16 protein-coding genes and 1 riboswitch are annotated in these 20781 nt (G+C 58.8%); of the genes, 2 read left to right on the plus strand and 14 right to left on the minus strand.

All coding sequences use genetic code 11. The annotated features are described in order from the left end of the window. Window positions 1-36: 36 nt before the first annotated feature. Both AC50YL_RS07495 and AC50YL_RS07500 read right to left on the minus strand, forming a co-directional pair. Complete coding sequence (locus AC50YL_RS07495) at window positions 37-1785, minus strand: ABC transporter ATP-binding protein (RefSeq protein WP_494830654.1); 1749 nt, start codon at window positions 1783-1785, stop codon at window positions 37-39. 109 nt (window positions 1786-1894) lie between these two features. After that, window positions 1895-2224, minus strand: a complete 330-nt coding sequence (locus AC50YL_RS07500; protein ID WP_494830655.1) for an MGMT family protein — start codon at window positions 2222-2224, stop codon at window positions 1895-1897. 390 nt (window positions 2225-2614) lie between these two features. Between AC50YL_RS07500 and AC50YL_RS07505 the strand changes: the two genes are divergently transcribed. Then, entirely contained in the window at window positions 2615-3850 is a 1236-nt protein-coding gene (locus tag AC50YL_RS07505) for an aminopeptidase (RefSeq protein ID WP_494830656.1), read from the plus strand. 125 nt (window positions 3851-3975) lie between these two features. On the opposite strand, the gene AC50YL_RS07510 is transcribed toward AC50YL_RS07505, so the two are convergent. The 12 genes from AC50YL_RS07510 to AC50YL_RS07565 form a co-directional block, all read right to left on the minus strand. Then, the gene (locus tag AC50YL_RS07510; protein ID WP_494831190.1) at window positions 3976-4698 is read right to left on the minus strand and encodes an amino acid ABC transporter ATP-binding protein; all 723 of its coding nucleotides are present in this window, start codon (window positions 4696-4698) and stop codon (window positions 3976-3978) included. 14 nt (window positions 4699-4712) lie between these two features. After that, a complete protein-coding gene (locus AC50YL_RS07515) occupies window positions 4713-5366 on the minus strand; it encodes an amino acid ABC transporter permease (protein WP_494830657.1) in 654 nt (217 codons plus the stop codon). Window positions 5367-5450: 84 nt separating this feature from the next. Further along, window positions 5451-6329: a basic amino acid ABC transporter substrate-binding protein gene (locus tag AC50YL_RS07520; protein ID WP_494830659.1), complete on the minus strand. Its 879-nt coding sequence runs from the start codon at window positions 6327-6329 to the stop codon at window positions 5451-5453. A gap of 395 nt (window positions 6330-6724) precedes the next feature. After that, on the minus strand, window positions 6725-9067 hold the full coding sequence (locus AC50YL_RS07525; RefSeq protein WP_494830660.1) for a histidine kinase: 2343 nt from the start codon (window positions 9065-9067) through the stop codon (window positions 6725-6727). A 178-nt stretch (window positions 9068-9245) separates the two neighbouring features. Further along, a riboswitch (cyclic di-AMP (ydaO/yuaA leader) is annotated at window positions 9246-9441 on the minus strand. A gap of 229 nt (window positions 9442-9670) precedes the next feature. Further along, entirely contained in the window at window positions 9671-10930 is a 1260-nt protein-coding gene (locus AC50YL_RS07530) for a DUF445 domain-containing protein (RefSeq protein WP_494830662.1), read from the minus strand. 201 nt (window positions 10931-11131) lie between these two features. Then, window positions 11132-11881, minus strand: a complete 750-nt coding sequence (locus AC50YL_RS07535) for a class I SAM-dependent methyltransferase (protein WP_494830664.1) — start codon at window positions 11879-11881, stop codon at window positions 11132-11134. Between the two features lie 228 nt (window positions 11882-12109). Then, window positions 12110-12895, minus strand: a complete 786-nt coding sequence (locus AC50YL_RS07540) for a fibronectin type III domain-containing protein (RefSeq protein ID WP_494830666.1) — start codon at window positions 12893-12895, stop codon at window positions 12110-12112. A gap of 600 nt (window positions 12896-13495) precedes the next feature. Beyond that, entirely contained in the window at window positions 13496-14668 is a 1173-nt protein-coding gene (locus tag AC50YL_RS07545; protein WP_494831191.1) for a response regulator, read from the minus strand. Then, window positions 14646-16421, minus strand: coding sequence for a sensor histidine kinase (locus AC50YL_RS07550; RefSeq protein ID WP_494831193.1), 1776 nt, complete (start codon window positions 16419-16421; stop codon window positions 14646-14648). The genes AC50YL_RS07545 and AC50YL_RS07550 overlap by 23 nt, the downstream gene beginning before the upstream one ends. Before the next feature lie 96 nt (window positions 16422-16517). Next, a complete protein-coding gene (locus AC50YL_RS07555; RefSeq protein ID WP_494830668.1) occupies window positions 16518-17342 on the minus strand; it encodes a carbohydrate ABC transporter permease in 825 nt (274 codons plus the stop codon). A 17-nt stretch (window positions 17343-17359) separates the two neighbouring features. Further along, window positions 17360-18250 (minus strand): carbohydrate ABC transporter permease, encoded by an 891-nt coding sequence (locus tag AC50YL_RS07560; RefSeq protein ID WP_494830670.1) that lies wholly within the window; start codon window positions 18248-18250, stop codon window positions 17360-17362. A gap of 147 nt (window positions 18251-18397) precedes the next feature. Beyond that, on the minus strand, window positions 18398-19762 hold the full coding sequence (locus AC50YL_RS07565; RefSeq protein WP_494830672.1) for an extracellular solute-binding protein: 1365 nt from the start codon (window positions 19760-19762) through the stop codon (window positions 18398-18400). Between the two features lie 270 nt (window positions 19763-20032). Between AC50YL_RS07565 and AC50YL_RS07570 the strand changes: the two genes are divergently transcribed. Beyond that, the gene (locus AC50YL_RS07570) at window positions 20033-20671 is read left to right on the plus strand and encodes a fumarylacetoacetate hydrolase family protein (protein WP_494830674.1); all 639 of its coding nucleotides are present in this window, start codon (window positions 20033-20035) and stop codon (window positions 20669-20671) included. Window positions 20672-20781 lie beyond the last annotated feature (110 nt).

Below are 20781 nucleotides of genomic sequence, written 5' to 3' on the forward strand. Positions count from 1 at the left end.
GTGCACGTCCTCCTGACGTATCGCCCCGATGGGCGTTTATTCGGATTCTTCGAGTCCGGCTTCCATTTGCTGCCGGTCCCACTGTTTGCGGTACCAGCCGCCGAAATGCATCAGCTCTTCGTGCGTACCCTCTTCCAGGATGCGTCCTTCGTCGAGCACGAGAATCCAATCGGCATGGCTGACGGCGGAGAGGCGATGCGTCGTGATCAAAGTGGTCTTTCCCGCGCGCTCCCGCCGAATATGCTGCAGGATGCGGGCCTCGGTGCGGGCGTCGACGGCCGACAGCGAGTCGTCCATCGCCAGGATCTCCGAGTCCATCAGCAGCGCCCGCGCGATCGCGAGCCGCTGCTTTTGGCCGCCGGAGAGCATGACGCCGTTCTCCCCGACGATCGTGCCCATGCCCTCGGGCATGATCGCGATATCGGAAGCGAAGGAGGCCATCTCCACCGCCTTGGCGATCTCCCCGTCCGTCGCGTCCGGCTTCCCGAGCGCGATGTTGTCGCGAATCGACTTGGACAGCAGGAGGTGCTCCTGCGGCACGTAAGCGACCCATTGCTTCACGCGGTCAAGGGCGATCGCCTCCACGGGCACGCCCGAGACGAACAGTTGCTCCTCGCCGAGCGGATACTGCCGCAGCAGCTGCTTCAGCAGCGTGCTCTTCCCGCTTCCCGTGCGGCCGACGACGCCGAGCGTTCCGCCGCGTTCCAGCCTGAACGAGACCTCTCGCAAGCTCGGATGATCGGCCGTCGGATACGTGAACGACAGCCCGCGCATCTCGATGCTGGCCGGCACGTCGACCTGGACCGGATGCTCGGGATCGGTCAAATCCGGCTGCTGCAGGAACGACTTCTCCACGCGGTCCGCGGACGCGTTGCCGCGCTGGAGCACGTTGATGAACTCCCCGAAGGAAATCATCGGCCAGATGAGCATGCCCAAATAAATATTGAAGCTGATCAGCTGCCCCAGCGTGATCTCATGATGAAACACCAAATAAGACCCGTATCCGATGCCGATCGTATAGCTGACGCCGACGATCAGCGAAATAATCGGCTGGAAGAGCGCGTTCAGCAGCGAAACTTCGCGGTTGCGGTCCATGACGTCGGTCGTCACGCCGTCGAATGCCGCCAGGTCCCGATTCTCCTGCACGTAGGATCGCAGGACGCGGATGCCGGAGATGGACTCCAGCGCGTGATCGTTCATTTTGCCGAACGCGTTCTGGGCGGCGAGGAAGCGAACCCTTACCTTCCCGCCGAGAAAGCTGATGACGACCGCCAGCAGCGGCAGCGGGATGAGCGCCGCCAGCATGAGCTTGTAATCGATCAGCGAGATCATCATGACGATGACGACGGTCGCGCCGACCAGCGTGTTGACGAGCGTCATGACGCCGTAGCCGGCCGTGTTGCCGATAGCCAGAATGTCGTTGGTCGCGAGCGCCATGAGCTGTCCCGTGCTGTTGCGCTGGAAGAAGCCCGGCGTCATCCGCGTCAGATGCGCCATGAAGCGTCCCCGGAGCAGCTTCTCGAGCAGCACGGAATTGCCGAACAACGTCGTGATCCAGATATAGACGAGCACGTACATGCCGAGCGCGAGTCCCACCAGCAGCAGGACGGTGCTGCTCAGTTCCGAAGCGGTCAGATTGCCCTTTTGAATATTGTCGATGGTGTTGCCGATCATCTTCGGCGGAATCGTCTGAAGCAAATTGACCCCCGCCATCAAGCCGATGGCAAGCGCGTAATAGATCCATCTTGTTTTGAAAAACCATTGCAGCCGCATAACGAACGACATGCCGATTCCCCTCCGTTTCTTGTGCCCTCGAGGGCTTGTGTGGATACCGATGGAACGATGTTCGTCAACCGTTCCTGCGATCGAGTCGCTATGTATGCCGTTCGCTGACTTAGACGGATTCGCTCGGCGGCGGACCGGGCTCGAACCGGTATTCGTCGAGATCGACGGCCCCCGCCGGATTGACGTAGACGTCTTCCTCCTCCAGCAGCGCGCGCTGCAGAAACCGGCCTTCGTCGCTGCCGATGGCGATCTCGCCCTTGGCGTTAATGACACGGTGCCAGGGCAGTCCGTGCTTGTCGCTCATGGAATGGAGAATCCGCACGACCTGCCTGGCGGCGCGCGGACTGCCCGCCTGCGCGGCGATTTGCCCGTAAGTCATGACATGCCCCGGCGGAATGCCCAGGATGACCTTCAATACGTCTGCTGTAAAAGGCGTCACGGCCCTATCCTTCCTTTCAAACTCCGTTCTCGCGAAAAGTCCGGTTCCAGATTTCTTACTATTATAGCTTACTTCCTCGCTTCGCGCCGCAATTTATGCGAAAATATGTTCGTAATTTTTTTAGGCGAACCGCTTGAATTCCGCCCGCGCGTCGGGCAAGAAAAAGAAAAAACCCGACGCTCCTGGAAACGTCGGGTGGCATGGCTATTATAATGCGAAGCTAGGCGATCCTCAAGGCGACGCGGATCATGGCGGCCTTAATCGCCCGTAAAGCGCCAGATCAAGCCGTTATTGCGTAATTTGGTATTTATTCCCTACTCTTGTCCGCTTTAGAGTTTGCGCGACTTTTATGCTAGAATAAGGCTATTCGGAAGTAAGGAGTGTTTTTCAATGATCAATGATTTCCAACAAAAACTTGAACAATATGCGGCGCTCGCCGTCGAGGTCGGCGTGAACGTGCAGCCCGGCCAAACGCTCGTCGTCAGCGCCGGCCTTTCCTCCGCGCCGTTCGTGCGGATGGTCGTGAAGAAAGCCTACGAAGTCGGCGCCAAGAATGTCCACGTCGAGTGGAACGACGATGTCGTCACCCGGACCAAATACGAACTCGCCCCGGACGAAGCGTTCCTGGAGTATCCGCAATGGAGAGCCCAAGGCTGGGAAGACATGGCCAAGGACAACGCGGCGTTCCTCAGCATCGTGGCGGCCAACCCCGATCTCCTGAAGGGCATCAGCCCCGAGCGGATCGCGAACGCCAACAAAGCGGCCGGCATCGCGCTCAAGACATGGCGGACCTATACGATGTCGGATAAAGTCAGCTGGTCGATCGTGGCCGTGCCTTCTCCGGACTGGGCCGCCAAGGTATTCCCCGAAGTAGCGTCCGACAAACAAGAGGATGCGCTCTGGGAAGCCATCTTCGCCGCGACGCGCATCAACGAGGCCGATCCCGTCGGCGCTTGGAAGAAGCATATCGAGGTGCTCGATACGAAGGCTTCGTTCCTCAACGAGAAAAAATACTTCGCGCTCCGTTACACCGGTCCCGGCACGGATCTGACGTTGGAGCTGCCGCCCGGCCATATCTGGATCAGCGCGGGCAGCGAGAACGCCAAAGGCGACATCTTCGTCGCCAACATGCCGACGGAAGAAGTGTTCACCGCGCCGCTTCGCGGCGGCGCGAACGGCACCGTCACCAGCACGAAGCCGCTTAGCTACGGCGGCAACCTGATCAAAGACTTCGTGCTGACCTTCAAAAACGGCCAAGTGGTCGACATTCAGGCCGAAGAAGGCCTCGAAGTGCTGAAGAACCTCATCGGCACCGACGAAGGCGCCGGCTTCCTCGGCGAAGTCGCGCTCGTGCCGCACCGTTCGCCGATTTCGGATACGAACATCATCTTCTATAACACGCTGTTCGACGAGAACGCGTCCTGCCATTTGGCCATCGGCAAGGCGTACGCGTTCTGCGTCGAAGGCGGCAAAGCGATGACGGAAGAAGAACAGGCCGCGGCCGGCCTCAACTCCAGCCTCGTGCACGTCGACTTCATGATCGGCTCCGCCGAGCTGGACATCGACGGCATCCGTGCCGACGGCACGGCAGAACCGCTGTTCCGCGGCGGCAACTGGGCGATCTAGCAGCTTCCGATTCGAAATCCAAAACGGCCGTGCAGGCAGCTGAACCTGTACGGCCGTTTTTTCGCGCGAAAAAGAGCCTCCGCATCCGTCAACGAGGGGATGGAGGCTCTTTCGCCTATTACAATTTACAACACTTTCGACAGAAACGCCTTCGTCCGTTCCTGCTGCGGCCGTTCGAACAACGCGCTCGGCGAGCCTTGTTCGACGATCCGCCCCTGCTCCATGAAGAGGACCCGGTCCCCGACTTCGCGGGCGAAGCCCATCTCGTGGGTGACCACCACCATCGTCATGCCCTCCTTCGCGAGCTGCTTCATGACCGCGAGCACCTCGCCGACCATCTCGGGATCGAGCGCCGAGGTCGGCTCGTCGAAGAGCATGATCTTGGGCTCCATCGCCAGCGCCCGGGCAATCGCGACGCGCTGTGCCTGCCCGCCGGAGAGCGACGCCGGATAAACCTCGGCTTTGTCCTCCAGCCCGACCTTGCGCAGCAGCTCCAACGCCTTCTCCCGCGCCTTCGCGGCCGGCCATTTGCGAATGCGCACCGGCCCCAGCGTGATGTTGTCCAGCACCTTCAGATGCGGGAACAAGTTGAATTGCTGGAACACCATGCCGAGCTCCGCCCGCATGGCGACGATATCCGTGCCTTTGGCGAGCAGCGGCTTGCCGTCGATGACGATTTCGCCGCCGCTCGGCTGCTCCAGCAGGTTCAGGCAGCGGAGAAAGGTGGATTTGCCCGAGCCCGAAGGACCGATCACGACGAGCACCTCCCGCGGGGCGACGTCGACCGTGATATCCCGCAGCACCTCGTGCTTGCCGAAGGATTTGGACAAATTCGCCACCTGAATGATCGCGTTAGCCGCCATCATGCCTGCACCTTCCTTTCGAGCCAGACCAACAGTTTATTGAGCGTGTACGTCAGAATGAAATAGATGACCGCTGCCGTCAAGAACGGCTCCCACACCCGGATGTACTGGTTCTTCATCGCGTTGCTCCAATACATGATCTCGGGCACCGTGATGAACGTGAGCAGCGAGGAGTCCTTCAGCAGCACGATGAATTCGTTGCCGAACGCCGGAATCATCCGCTTGATCGCTTGCGGCAGCACGACGAAGCGCATGGCCTGCCAAGGCGTCATGCCGATGGACAAGGCGGCCTCCGTCTGTCCTTTGTCGATGGACTGGATGCCGGCCCGGTAGATCTCCGCCGTATAGGCCGCAGCGTTGAGCGATAAAGCGATGACCCCCGCCGCAATGGCGTTGGTCTTGCCGTAGAAGAGCGGAACGAGCGCGAAATGCACGATGAAGATCTGCACGAGCAGCGGCGTGCCGCGGAAAAAGTTGATGTAGGACTGCATCGGCCAGCGCAGGAACCAATGCCGCGACATTTTGCCGAGGCCGACGCCCAAGCCGAGAATCGAGCCGATCACGATCGACGCGAACGAGATGCATATTGTATACAGTGTACCCCGCATCAGTAGCGGGAAATAATCTTCGATGATATCGAATCTGAAATCCATGCCGATCGCCCTTTCGCTTGCCATAAGTAGAGAAAAAAAGAACATGCGCAACGTTTCGATTACGCATGCTCCGCTATCCGTTCGTTATTCCGTTTCCACCAGATGGGTTGTGTCCGGCTCTTCGTTGAACCACTTCTTGTAGATTTCCGCGTACTTCCCGTTCTCGATGACCGCTTTGATCGCGGGATCCAGCTTGGCCTTCAGCTCGCTGTCCTTCGGATAGGCGATCCCGTAATACTCCGGCGTGAAGTTCGTGTTATCCAAGACTTCCTTGAGCTTCTTGTCCGGGTTGTTCTTGATGTAATCCCGCACGATGGCGATGTCCGCGACAACGGCGTCCGCTCCGCCCTGGTCCAGCTCCAGCAGCGCGACGGCATTGCTGTCGAACTTCTTCAGATCCGTGTTGCCTTCGCCCATGATTTTCGTCATCAGGATGTCGGCCGTCGTGCCGCCCTGCACGGCGACCTTCTTGCCTTTCAGATCCGACGCGCTCTTGATGTCGCTGTCTTCCTTCACCATGATGACGTTCGTCGATTCGAAGTACGGCATGGAGAAATCGTACGTCTGCTTCCGTTCGTCGGTGATCGAGATGCTGGAGATGCCCGCTTGGTATTCTTTGCCCTGCTTCACGCTCTCCAGCATCGCGTCCCATGCGACGTTGCGCACTTCGTACTTGAGGCCGGCTTCCTTCATGATCGCGTCGAGAAAATCGATATCGAAGCCTTTCAGAACATCCTTGTCCATGTATTCCATCGGCGCGTAACTGCCATCGCTGGCAAACAGGTACGTCGTCTCGTCGGCGCCGCTTCCGCTGCTTGCATTGCTCTCGTTGCCGCTGTTCGCCGCGCCGTTGTTGCCGCCGTTCGCCGCGCCTTCGGTGTCGTTCGCTTTCTTGGCGCCGCATCCGCTCAAGGTGATGGCAGCAATTAGCGTTAATATACCTAACGTATATCGTTTGTTCATTCTTGTTCCCCCTCGTAAATGTCGTAATCTGATACGATTCTATCAAGATTGGGGAGTTGTTTCAATTTATTTTTATGAATAGTGTTAGGAAATATTACACAAATGCCATACGGATGACGTTTTCCCAGCCAAATGTTCTCATCAATCAAGCGTGAATCCATAGATTACGAATCGGGTTCCGCATGAGATGAATCGAAACGAAAAAGGGCACTTCATAAAGAAGTACCCCTCGCAAAGGACGTCAAAACATAGGAAGGCGAAAATAGCTGCAATCGCATCAGCTGCGTCTTACGGCATATTCGCGCTATATCCGCATCCTGCCAAAAACTCCGGAACGTATTGCCTGGCGGTGCCCTTTCGGAATGCAACTCTTCCTCTTATGGATCCCTGGAAAGCTACTCTTCCTCTTCCCCAAGCGCCATGTTGGGATTGAAATCCGCCACGACCAACACGTCCATATGGCGGCCTTCGCGCAAAATCGTATCGATGACCGGTTTGGTCTTCAGCTTGCTCCAGAACCCGCGGCCCGACTGGCCTAGGATCATCTGCGTGCTCTTGAGCTCGTTGGCCTTCGCCAGGAGGGCGTCCGGAATCTTGCTCGCCGACACGCCGCTCTCCGCCTCGAAATCGCCGCCAAGCCGGTCGACCAGCGCCTTGATTTCCTCGATCCGCTTGTTGCAGGCTTCCGAACGGTCGCCTTCGGTGCGCACGTAGTGCACATGCCAGTCGGCTTTCAAGCGGTACGCGATACGGAAACCGCGACGAATCAGCCGTTCGGCGTTCTTGCTCGTCGTCACCGCAACGAAGATGGATTCATGCCGATGCCACGTGCCGCGCAGCGAGCCGTTGCGTTCCCACGACTCCAGCCGTTCGTCCACGTCGTCCGCGATCTCCCGCAGCGCCAGCTCGCGCAGCGCGATGAGGTTGCCCGTCTTGAAGAAGCCGGCCAGCTCGCCTTCCACGTCCTCGTCCTTGTAGATCAATCCGTCGCGCAGGCGCTGCTGCAGCGCGCTCGGCGCAACGTCGACGAGCTCCATTTCGTCCGCGAGGCGCAGGAATTGATCGGGCACCGTCTCGGTCACGGTCGTGCAGGTAATCTGCTCGACGGCGTCCTTCAGGCTCTCCAGATGCTGCACGTTCATCGTGGAAATGACGGAGATGCCCGCATCCAGAATCTGCCGTATGTCCTCGTACCGGTGCTTGTTTCGGCTGCCCTGCGCGTTCTCGTGCGCCAGCTCGTCGATCAAGACGACCTCGGGGTTGCGGGCGATAATCGCGGAGACATCCATCTCTTCGTCCGTTTTACCGTTCGACTCGATCCGGATCCGCGGAATCGTCGTCAGCCCGCCGATTTGCGCTTCCGTGTCGGCCCGTCCGTGCGTGTCCACGCAGCCGATCACGACGTCGATGTCCTTGCGGAGCAGCGCGTTGCCTTCGCGCAGCATCATGTAGGTCTTGCCGGCCCCGGGAGCGGCGCCGACGTACACCTTGAACGTCCCGCGGCGAATGCGCTCGATTTTCTTCTCGACTTCCTGCGTGCTCAGCCTGCGGTACGGTTCCGACGGCGGCTTCGAAACGGAACGCTTCGCCGGCAGCACCCGTTCGCCGTCATGCTCCGCGCGATCCGCCATGAAGAACACGTCGATGTTGCGCGTCTGCTTCAGCAGGCTGTGCGCGATCGAGCCGTGCATCAGCTCCTCCGAGCGGGTCTGCTTGGAATGACCCATGACGATCCGGGTCGCGTTGATCAGCATGGCGTAGCGGATCATCGCCCGCGGAACCTGCTTCCGGCCGGAAACGGCGATCTCGCGGAAGCCCGCCCCGACCTTCTCGACCAGCTTCAGGATCGACTTCTTGAACGCCTCCCGCTCCTTGGTCGGCTCTTGGGTGGCGTCGTTGAAGACCACGACCTGCAGGTCTCCGCCCAGCCGCTTGGCGATCTGCTGCCCGCGCCGTATATAGATCGATCCGTTGATATGGTACTGCGCGGCGACCAAGATGCGCTCGGACGCGCCGGAAGGCCCGATGAAGCCCTGCTCCTCGCGGTACTTCTCCAGCGATTCGTTCACGCCCTCCGCCATGAGGCGCAGCGTCAGCTCGCGCAGCTTGCCGACATTGCCGCGTTTGAGCAGCTCCGGATCCTTGACATTGTTCAGCCGCCCCTCGCTCAGCCGGTTCAGGATCGTCTCCGGCGACACGTCGATCAACCGCACTTCATCCGCCAGCTCCAACAGATCGGTCGGCACCGTGCATTCCGGCGAGATGCCGGTCAGCTTCTGCGCCTGCTCCGTCACGCCTTCCAGCTCGTAGACATTGACCGTCGTGATCACGCTGATTCCGCGGCCGAGCAGAAAGCGAATATCCTCGCGCCGCGTCGGAAACTTGGCGCCAGGTCGGTTCTCATGCGCCAGCGAGTCTACCAGCAGCACCTCCGGATTGCGCTCGATGATCGCATCCAAATTCAAATCCTTCTTCTCCACGTCGCCTTTCAGCCAATGGATGCTCGGAATGCGCTCGAGATCCGCCAGCTGTTCCACGGTTTCCGGCCGCCGCATCGTCGAGACGGCGCAGACGACCACCTCGATTCCCTGCTGCTTGAGCGCCTGGCCCTCGCGCAGCATGTGGTAGGTTTTGCCGGATCCGCTGACGGCGCCGATGTAAATTTTCAGACGGCCGCGATGGATTTTGGAGATGGATAATAGCAGTTCCTCCGGAGTTTGTCGCCGGTAGCCGGCCATAACGTTATACCCCTTTCATGCCTATACCTATAGATTTGCGAATTGCTTGAAACTTATGCGAGGGCGCGAAAACGGACATCAAAAAAGAAGCCAACGAAAAACGGCCTCTAACTTAGAGGAACGCCTCTCGCGGCTTCTAGGCACATGATATAAGAAGTGTCTATTCGCACGCACAATCGTCGCCTCTCTCGGGTCGCTTACGAGGTTAGCTGTCGGATTCGGACATGAGAGCTGCCCTACCCGGAACGCGGCGGCCTTAAGCTGCCCCGCCCGGGATTCACCCCTGATGGCAAGCCTCGATCTGACGCCTTCGATGGCTTGACATGCCAATGGTTCCCCCGTTTTCCAATTCGGAAATTCAGCGTTGTCAATTACGTAGTTTAAGCATGACTCATGTTACGCCAGCACATGCTTTTTGTAAAGGAAACCCGTACGCAATCCGCTCCCTTGAGCAGGCAACCAGCATGGATATAGCGCTTACAAAGGCGGCGAGCGCCAGCAATCTCCCGCTACCTCACTAAATGAGCGTTTTTCGTATTTGGGGCGTAAGGCGAATGGTTTAATCATCCGCCCGTTCACTGACAAAGTTCGCAATCCCCGGCCTCAAACGTTCCCGGTCGCCATCTCGATGCCCCGCAGCAGGAGGCCGATCAGAAACCCGCAAAGCGCGCCGTTGACGCGGATCCATTGCAAGTCCTGCCCGACCTTGTCCTCGATCAATTCGACCAGCTGGTCGTTGTCGAGCCGGTCCAGATTCTCCCGCACGAAGGAGCCGATCCGGGCATGGTTGCGCTCGATCAGCGCCGCGGCTTGGCCTTTGAGCCAATGCTCGGCTTCGTCGACAAGTCCTTCGTTCGCCTCGATCCGGTTCAGGAGTCCGTCCACGAACGTCCACGTCTTCTCGGCAAAATCCTCGTCATGCAGGAAAGCGACGCCTTTCTCCCGCAGGCTCTCGAACAGCTTATGCAGTTCGCCCTCGATATCGAAGGCTTCAAGCAGCTCGTCGCGCATGGCGTCCAGCTGTCCGGATTCCGCCAGCTTCGTAATCAGGATATCCAGCGCCTCGCGCAGCTTGCTCATGACGATCAAACGGCGCTCCGTGCCCTCGAGCTTCAGCTCGTGGATCTTCGAGAGCACGAAGGATTGCAGCATGGTCCCAAGCTTGTCCTCTTCCAAATAGCCGATGAAGGCATTGACCGCGAACGACATCAAGCCGCCGAGGTTCAGTCCTTTGATCAGCGTCATGACCGCGCTGCCGAGCTCGCGGCGCATCCCTTCGGTCGCGATCCAGGACTCCGCCCGCTCCAGCAGCAGATCCAGCATGCGCTCGTCCGTGCCGTCCTCCTCGGCTTTGCGCAGGAAGCCGCGAAGCGCCGCCTCCAGGTCGATGCGGCGCACGGCCGCGCCGATCTCGTCCGAGAGCAGCGGAACGATGCGATCGGCATCCACGCTGCGGATAACGCCTTCCAAGAGCTGCGGCAGGCGCTCGCTGTGCACCGCCGAATGCAGCGCGCCGCGGATGACGGGCAGCAGCTGCTCCGCCAGCTCGAACTGCCTCAACTTCTCGAGCATGCTGTCCTTCGCCAGCAGCCGGTCCTCCAGCACGCGCACGATGCCCTCGGACATTTTCTTCCGGTTCCGGGGCAGCAGCGCCGTGTGCGGGATCGGAATGCCGAGCGGGTGGCGGAACAGCGCCGTCACGGCAAACCAGTCCGCGAGTCCGCCGATGACGCCGGCTTCGAAGCCGGCATGCAGCAGCCCGAGTCCCCCGGCACGAAACGGAATGGTCGCCGCGAAGCCCGCCGCCATCACGCCGAGCGATATATTGGCAAATTGTTTGTTTTTCTTCGATTCGTTCGCCATCGTTTTCCTCCTATGCTTGCTCCTTACACCATACCACTTTGGGCGAACCCGTTGCAAAGATTCCGTCCGTTCTCGGGACAGAACCTGGCCCCGACAAAAAAGCAGCCCGTCCCCCGGGAAGAATCCCCAAGGAAAACGGACTGCATCTCACCGTCGAACGACCGCACCGCCCGAAGATGGCCGTTGCGCCGGCAAACCCGCTTAACGTTTCGCGGCGACGATCATCACTTCGGTTTCGTCGAGCCGAACCGCCTCGCGCTTCCAATGGCCCGCGGTGCCGCCCCAGACGTGCGCGACGTCCAGCCCGGCCCGCTCGAACATGCCCCTCAATTCAAACGGGAAATAGCGGCGTTCCTTGATCTCCACGCGCCTCTTGCCCTCCGGAAGCTCCAGTTCCTCCGTATACTGCTCCAGCATGGTCAACGGATCGAACCTGCCGGAATCCACGTCCGCTTGCGTGAGGCTGCGGAGCTTGGCGTAGGCGTTGAGCGTCGTGAGCACGAATCGCCCATCCGGCTTCAGCGCGGCGGCGATATTGTGGAGAATGGCGTTGTCGTGCGCCTCCGGATCCTCGTCCCTGCCGACCAAGCCGAACGCGCCCTCGCACAGGCAGATGACGGCGTCGTACGCTTTGGATGCCGTGAATCGCGCCGCGTCGGAGCGAATCCATTCGACGTCCGCGTTGGCCTCCTCGGATGCCTTACGGGCTTCCGCCAGCATGCCCGCCGACAGATCGACGCCCGTCACTTTGAACCCGCGCTTCGCCAGCTCGACCGAATGCCGGCCCGTGCCGCAGCCGACGTCCAGTATCGCGCCGCCTGCCGGGAGGTTCAACTCCCGCATCAAAAAATCCGCTTCCGCGATCGTATTCTTCGTGAATCCATTTTCCAGGTAATGCGGCGCGTGCGCGTCGAAAAAGACTTCCCACTGATTACGACTTTCATGCTTCACTCGTATGACCTCCATGATTAGGAACGCGGAAGCACGCTTCAACATTAAGGCTTCGCCTGCATGCGGCTGCTTCCGCCGTTCAGATTGGTTTGAACCCCGCTGACGGACGCACGTACACGGCTGTGCTCATACTGCATCGCTCCTTCGGATCGGATAATCCGAGTGTAGTCCGATTTTCCAGTTATTTCAAGACTATGCGCGAGCTCCGCTTCCGTTTCGGATAAGCAATCATGAAGTGGAGGTCCGTGATCTAATGGCACTCGCAAACGCGTTGCCCGCCAATACCGCGGCACGCCTGTTCGAAGTAACGGCCGGGACGACGGGCTTTCGCGTCAGCATTTCCCGCGGCTGGTTCAGCATCCACAGCCATTGCTCCTCGAGGTCGCCGTTATCGACCAGGTCGCCCGTGATCGTAATGAAGCGCGCCAGCGGAAACTGCTTGACCGCCGCCTGCAGCGTATGATTCCACGTGCCGTATTGGCTCGCTGTCGTTCCTTGCGGATCCGTCGTATACAGGAACGTAAACGCGTCGTTATCCGCCTGCTCCGTCGTGAACGTGCCGACCTCGCTCCAATGCCCGGCTTGACCGTCGCCGGCCCGGTAGCTGTACTTCACGCCCGGCTGAAGGCCGTCGGCGGTGACCTTATGGGAGGCGTAGTCCGTCAGCTTGCCCGCGCTCTTATCCTTCGAGGACTGGTAGACGTTGATCGGCATCGCGCTGCCCGCGAACGAGATCGCGCCCTCCGCCGGCCACGCGCCGCCGGGAACCAGCGCGGTAGGAACGACCTCCAACTTCGTGCCCGTCACGCCGGAATCCGTGTACCACGCGAAGCTCTGGGACGTATGGGGATCCCCGTTGAACGTCAACGCCAAGCCGGTCGGCGCCTCATTGCCGCCGCTGCCCGCTTTCGCGGAGACCGGATTGACCGCAGCATCCGAACCGCCCTCGGCTTCCGCGCTCGGCCCAGACTCCCACGCCTGCGTCAAAACCAGCAACCCAACCGCCAACGCCACGCCATTCCTCCACTTATACCGAAACATCTCGCACCCCGCCGATGAGTAGTCAACCTAGCAAACTCATTCTAGCAAGGCGGTGTTCGTGCGATGTTAACAGAAACGCACCAGAACAAATTGCATGCGAAAGAACGCCGTTGAAAATAGGCAACCCGCATAGGAAGAACACCACAAATAAAATGTGTCCGCAAGCGGACGAAAACGAGCCCCCCTCGAAGCAGCTTCGAAGACGGCCCAGTAGAAGGCAAGCCCCATCCGAGTCCAGGGATGGAATCCCTGGGGTCCCCCTTAGGCAAGGGGGATTTAGGGGGTTGCGAAATGGTTGTGAAAACCAGGCATCAAGTAACGTAAGTTCGCCACAGGTAAAGTGCGTCCGCAAGCGGACGAAAACGAGCCCCCCTCGAAGCAGCTTCGAAGACGGCCCAGTAGAAGGCAAGCCCCATCCGGGTCCAGGGATGGAATCCCTGGGGTCCCCCTTAGGCAAGGGGGATTTAGGGGGTTGCGAAGTGGTTGCGAAAAGGTTTTAAAGGGTTAATGTTTAACGCTCTAAAGGTTAAAGGTTTTAAAAAACGGGCGGTAGGAGGGGGCCAAGCCCCTATCCTACCGCTCCGCGAGAAACTGCTGCCGATACTCCGTAGGCGTCACGTTCATCTTCTTCCGGAACACCTGGGTGAAATGCCGGACGTCGCCGTAACCGATACGCTCCGCGATGTCCGCGAGCTTGAGCCCCTGCTGCTGCAGCAGCTCCTTGGCCTGCTCGACGCGAAGGCCGGTCACGTAGTCCTTGTAGCCCTGCCCGGTCTTCTGCTTGAACAGCTGGCTGAAATAGATCGGATTGAGGAACACCACGGACGCCACGCGCTCGAGCGACAGCTCCTCGTTATAGTGCGCCTTGAGATACTGCAGCGCCACCTCGACGGCCTTGTCGCTCCCTTCGCTCCGGTCGAGACCCGGCACCGAGGTCGATTGGCGCAGCCGCTTCACCTCCGCCGCGATGCTGTGGTAATCGGTGATCGTGCACGAGGACGTCACGTGAAACGGCACCTTCAAATAATGCCCCAGATGCGTCTTCAGCTCCGTCAGCAGCGCCTCTTCCTCGGCCGAGTCCGGGAAATGGACGATGGCAAGCAGGCTTTGCCGGTCGAAATTGACGACAAACCCCTCCCCGTGGCGGTCCACCAGCTCGGAGAGCACGTTCTCGATGATGAAATGCTCCAAATGCACCGGTTTGACCGCCTCTTCGAGATGCGTCAGCACGAGACGGAAATGCGGATACGGCTCGAAGAGCGGCGCGATGTCCATGTTGCCGATTTCCAGCCCCGAGGCGAGCCGCTGGAAGACCGCTTCGCGCAAATATTTCAGATTGCGCTTCATGAGCTCGCCGTCGCGCGACAGCTCCGTCTCCGCCTTCGCTTCGCCCGCGAGCTGCTCCATCAGCTCGACGAGCCGTTGCTTCCCGATCGGCTTGAGCAGGTAGTCCCGCGCGCCGAGACGCACCGCCTTCTGCGCGTAGGAGAACTCGGAATGCGCCGAGATGACGACCCACTTCACGTGCGGATACCGGCGCCGCGACATCTTCATGAACTCCAAGCCGTCGATGCCCGGCATCAGGATATCGGTCAGCACGATATCGACGGGCTGGTTGTCCATGATGCCGACCGCTTCCTCGGCCGAGCCGGCCAAATGGATGGTGTACGCGGGAAAAGCCCGCTTGATCGTGCGTTTGACGCCTTCCCGAATGACGCTCTCGTCATCCGCGATGAGGATATTCACTGCCATGCGCTTCGCCTCCTTCCTTCTGCGGCGGGAGCGGGATCGTAATGACCGCCGTCGTCCCTTCATTTGCTTTGCTTCTTAATTGCAGTCCGTACGCTTCGCCGAACATATGCTGCAGCCGGCGCTGCAGATTGACGAGTCCGATGCCGCCTTCGCGGCGTTCCGATTCCTCGTTCACGTCCCGCACCGTATCGTCTTTCGCCCGCTTCAGCAGGGCGTTCAGGCGGTCGAGCGTCCGGGCGTCCATGCCGACGCCGTTATCCTCGACCAGGATGCGCAGCTGCCGCTCCCCTTCTTCCGCATAGACGCGCAGCACGCCAGGCCGGTCGATCAGCGGCTCCAGCCCGTGCTTCACGGCATTCTCGATGATCGGCTGCAAGGTCATCTTGGGCAGCGCGATGCTCATCCAACGCTCGCTGATGCCGACGTCGACCGTCAAGCGTCCTTCGAGCCGCGTCACGATGATCGTCAAATAATGCTGGATTTGCTCGATCTCCTCGCGAAGCGTGACGGCCGCGCCGTCCTCCCAATGGCTGCTGTAGCGGAACAGGCGGGAGAGCGACAGGACGACCTCGCCGAGCCGGTCATGCCCCTTCTCGTCGAGCATCCAATAGATCATGTCGAGCGTATTGTACAGAAAATGCGGATTGACCTGCGATTGCAGCGCCTGCAGCTCCGCGTTCTTCTCGCTGACCGAGGACACCTTGACCCGCTCGATCAGCTCCGCGATATGATTCACCATTTGATTGAAAGACGCTACCAAAATATTGATTTCCTGATAGGACGTCACGTTCAGCGAGCCGCGGAAGTTCCCGATCTCGACCTGTTTCATCTCGGAGATGAGCCGTTTGAGGGGCCGGGACAGCGTCCGCGAGAAAATCGTCGCCAGCAGCGTCGAGACGATGACGAGAATCGCCCCGACGATGATCAGGAACCGCTTCGTCTCCGTCAGCTCGACGTTCAGGTCCCGGTCCGGCGTGACGCCGAGCACCGTCCAATCCGCGAACGGCAGCTGCGAGGACACCACGAGCTTGCCGTCGTGCTCCTCGACGACCGGCGCGCCTTCCTGCGGACGCGGCAGGCTCCTCAGCCAAGCGGGATCCCAATGGAACGCGGTCGTAGAGATAATATTCCCCTCGCGGTTCATCAGGTACACCTCGCTGTGCTCGCCGAGCTTCAAGTTATCCATCGCGGCGATAATCGCCTGCGGGTTCGTCTCGAACAGGGCGATGCCGACCGGCCGGTGGTTATTGAGGTCGTAGATAGGTCGGCCGAATGCGAAAACGGCCCGGTCGTCGACCTGGTCGAGGATGGAATGGTCGAACACGCCGAGCCACACCATGCTGCCGGTCGACGCCGCGATCTGGGCATACCACGAGGTCGATTTGTAGTCCGGGCTGATCACGTTGGCATAATTGCTGTAGTTAAACACTTTCCCGTTATCGGTCAGCACGTGGATGCCGATAATGTCCTCTTGCGACAAAAAAGCAGCCCCCAAAATATTGGTGATGGCCTGCTCATTAAAATAATCGACAGCAGGGCTGTCGACTTTGGGATTGCTCAAAATGCGAGCGAGATCGTTATTGCCGATGACGGACTTCGACAAGCTGTCGTACCCTTTCAAGAGGAGATCGAACAAGCCTGCCGTCTGCGAGACGTTCTGCTTGGACAGGCTGCTGATCTTCTGATGGAATTGCACCGTCGTCCGGTTGTAATACAGGATGCTGACCGTAAGCACGATTGCGGACATGCTGATCAGGAAAAGCACGAACAATCGATATTGAATGGAATGAAATCCGCGCGTCACGCCTTTACCGCCCTTTCGTGAGGCAGCATCCCCGGGTGCTTACCCTTTCACCGCTCCCGCTACCATGCCTTTCGTGATCCGCTCGGAAAGGACGAAATACACGATCAGGACCGGCAGCGCGCCAAGCACGAGGAATGCGCCGATTGCGCCATAGTTGACATTGTACTGGCTCACAAAAGTATATATGCCGAACGGGAGGGTTTTCAACTTCTCGGACGAAATGAACGTCGCGGCCATGATGTATTCGTTCCAGATCGTGATGAACGTCAGAATGACGACCGTCATGATCGGCGGAACCGAAATCGGCAGGATGATACTCCGGAAGATCCGGTACACGCTGGCGCCGTCGATGAACGCCGACTCCTCGATCTCCGCCGGGATGCCTCGCATGAAGCCGCTCAGGATAAAGACCGAGATCGGCGTCGCGAACGCGATGTACGGCAGGATCAGCGCCCAGCGCGTATTCAGGATGTGCAGGTTCTTGAAGATAACCATCAGCGGCAGCAGCGTAGCCTGCATCGGAATCATCATGCCCATCAGGAAGATGAGCGTGACGATCGGGCCGTACTTCCATCTGAACCGGGAGATGGCATACGCCACCATGGAGCTCAGCACGATGACGCACACCAGCGTGACTACCGTCACCAACACGCTGTTGCCGAGATATTGCAGGTAGTGACCGCTTTTGTAAGCATCTTTATAGTTATGCCATTGCGGCGTCGTCGGCAGCGAGAAGAAACTGGAGCCGAGGATCTGCTCGTTCGTCTTGAGCGAGTACAGAACCAGCCAAAACAATGGATAGATTTGCGTGACTACGAGGATCCCCAGCATCGCGTACACGATGCCTTTTGAAATTCCCTTCATGGTTGCCGTTCTCCCTTCTAGCTGTACTTCGCTTCGACTTTTTTGAACACGGTATTGATGACGACCGTGAATACCAGGCACACGAACACGAGGAACGTCGCCAGCGCGCTGCCGTAGCCGTATTTAAGCGACAGGAAGGAGCTGTTGTACATGTGTGTGGAGATCGTATCCGTTGCGTGCGCAGGTCCGCCGCCGGTCATGACCCAGACCAGGTCGAACTGCTGCAAAGAGCCGATGAACGCGAGTACGATAGAGATTTTGAAGATCGGAACCGCCATAGGGTACGTGATATACCAGTCGGACTTGAAACCTTCCGCGCCGTCGATTTTGGCGGCTTCGTACACTTCTTGCGGAATGTTCTGCACGCCCGTGAATTGAATGAGCAGGTGATAACCGAAATATTGCCAGAGTGAAACGAAATACAGGCAGTACATCGCGATTTTCGGCTCCGTGAGCCAGCTGCGCGTCCAGCTTTCGAGTCCGAGCGAGTTCAGGATGCCGTTCAGCATGCCGCCCATGTCGGCCGGGTTGTAGATCGTTTTCCACAGTTGGCCGATGATGACGGTGGAAAGGATGACAGGCACGAAATAAATCGAGACGAGCGTGTTCGCTTTCTTCACGTAGCGGTTCATCAGCGCCGCCACGAACAAACAAATCGGAATCTCGAGCATGGAGAAGACTGCATACATCAAGGTGTGGCGGACAGCCGGCCAGAAATTCGCGTCGTGGGCGAACATCGTTTTAAAGTTGTCCAACCCGATGAATTTCGCCTTATTGATGCTGTCCCAATCCAGCAAGCTGTCGTAGATGGATACGAGGATCGGAACGAACACGAGACCGATGTAGATGATTAGACACGGCAGGACGAATACGGCGATTGTACGGGCCGGGACTTTTAAAACATTCACTGGGGTTGCCTCCTGATTCATAGCGGAATTGCGAAGTTTCGTCTGCCTGAGTGCGATACGGCAAGCTTGCTTCGTAGAAAGCCGGGCGGGGCGGAGACGCCGGAGCGACGCCGCCCCTCACCAAGGCTCATGGATGGAACGCGATGCTTATTTGTTCGAGTCGAATGCCGATTGGTGCTCGGCCGCTACAGCTGCCGGATCGACCTTTTGCACGAACATGTTTTGGATGCTGCTCAGGTGAGCCTGCGCGATGGCCGGTTTCATCGTGTTGTCGAACGCGAGGTCGCCGCCTTTGACGTTTTGGAACAAGGCCAGTACGTCTTGGGCCAGCTGCGAGTAGCCCGCCGCTTTGAAGTCACCGGTGATGATTTGGCCGCTGCCGACCGCGTTTTTCAGCTCGAATTGTTTCTTCGGCATTTCCGTCATGAAGTAGTTCAGGAAATCCTTCGTTTCTTGCAGGTGCTTGCTGTTGGCCGATACCGCGAACGCGGAGCCCGGCGCGAGCATGAATTGGTCCGGATCGCCTTTGCCTTTGACCGTCGGGAATTTGAAGACGCCGACTTTAGGACCGACCGTCGAAGAGTCGATGGCGCCGGTTTCCCACGTACCCATGATCATCATGGCCGCTTTGCCGGTTTTGAAGAGGTTGCCGCCCGTGTTGTAGTCGATGGACGTTGCGCCTTCTTCGAAGGCTTTGGCTTGGATCAGATCCTGCATGGCGGACACGGCGTCCGTGAATGCAGCGTCTTTGAACGTTTTCTTGCCGTCCAGCACGTCTTGCAGGAAGCCCGGGCCGCCGTTCGTGCGGAGCAGGATGTTCATGAACAAGAACGAGCCCGTCCAAGAATCCTTCTCGCCGATCGCGATCGGCGTCATGCCTTTGGCTTTGATTTTCTTCACGTCGTCCAAGAACTCTTCGTACGTCGTAGGCGTTGCCGTGATGCCGGCTTGCGCGAACATGTCTTTGTTGTAGTACACGACTTCGATGTTGTTGCCGTCAGGCAGCGCGTAAATGTTGTTGTCGAAGCTGTAATAGTCGAGCAGGCCTTTTTGGAACGTGTCTTTCAGGCCGTTCTGGTCCAGCATGTCGTTCAGCGGCGCGAACAGCTTGGCGTCGACGAACGGCTTCATTTGCGCGGCCGGGTTCACGATCGTGATGTCCGGCACTTCTTTGGAAGCCGCTTGCGTTTTCAGCTTCAGCTTCTGTTGGTCCGTATTGAGAGAGTCGAGCTCGATCTTCACGTTCGGGTGATCCTTTTGGTACTGGTCGACGATCGAATGAAGCATTTTGTAGGAAGGCGTCGCCGGATCCGGATAAATGTTTTGGAACGTAATCGTTACGTTCTTGTCGCCGCCCGCCGCCGCGTTGCCGCCTGCGTTCGTGCCCGTGTTGCCCGTATTCGCATTGTCGGACGTATTATTGGCATTGTTGCTGCCGCAAGCCGTCGCGCCCATGAGCAGACCTGCCGCGGTCAGTGCAAATGCGGCCGTTTTCGTAGATTTTTTAACCATCTTTGAATCCCCCTTGGGTTAATATACGCTTATTATCATGTACCAACCCCTTTTCAACAATGCGCGAAATCAAGGACTGAGGTTTGCTTTTTTAAGGTGATGACAGCCAAAATATGAAGTTTGTCCCCCTGACGTGCTATGATTAGGGAATGATGGAAGAATCGGCCTTTGGCCTTCCGCGGCGCCGATAACGCAGCTTTATCAAGCGATTCGCCGCTCCCGTCAGGGTCAAATTCGCTCAAAATGAAACAGGCAAAGGAGAAATCGAGAATGACGGAAGATATCCGCAACATCTATTGCGTCGGGCGCAATTACGCGCTGCACGCGAAGGAGCTTGGCAACGACGTGCCGGAGGAGCCGATGATCTTCTCGAAACCGACGCACGCGCTGCATCCGGCGAGCGGCAAGCTTGCCTTGCCCGGCGATATCGGGGAAATTCACTACGAACTGGAGCTTGTCGTCCGCATCGGGACGAGCTACAAACCGGGCATGACCGTAAGCGAGCTGGTCGACGGCGTCGCGCTCGGCATCGACCTGACCGCGCGCGACGTGCAGTCGCAGTTGAAAGAAAAGCGCCACCCGTGGCTGCTGGCCAAGGGCTTCATCGGTTCGGCCGTGCTGGGTCCGTTCCGGCCTTTCGAAAGCGAGGAAGCATTCGGGGCATTAACCTTCAGCCTCGTTAAGAACGAGGAACTCGCGCAAAGCGGTTCGCCCCGGGACATGATCTTCTCCCTGCAGCAGTTGATCGACTTCATCGGCACGCGCATGGGACTCGGCGCCGGGGACGTGATCTACACCGGCACGCCCGCGGGCGTCGGTCCGCTGGCGGACGGCGACGCGCTGGAGATGAAGCTGTCGGCCGGCGGCAAGGAAGAAACGTTCGGCCCGCTGTACGTGGATTTGATTTGAACTTGATTTGAACGGGAAAGGGGCAATCCCTCCGGCGATGACTCGCGGTGGATTGCCCCTTTTTTTTGCTTTGCGGTTCGCTTATTTGTTAACGCGGCACGATTTCGTCC

It is taken from the genome of Paenibacillus sp. J22P277 (assembly GCF_059383675.1).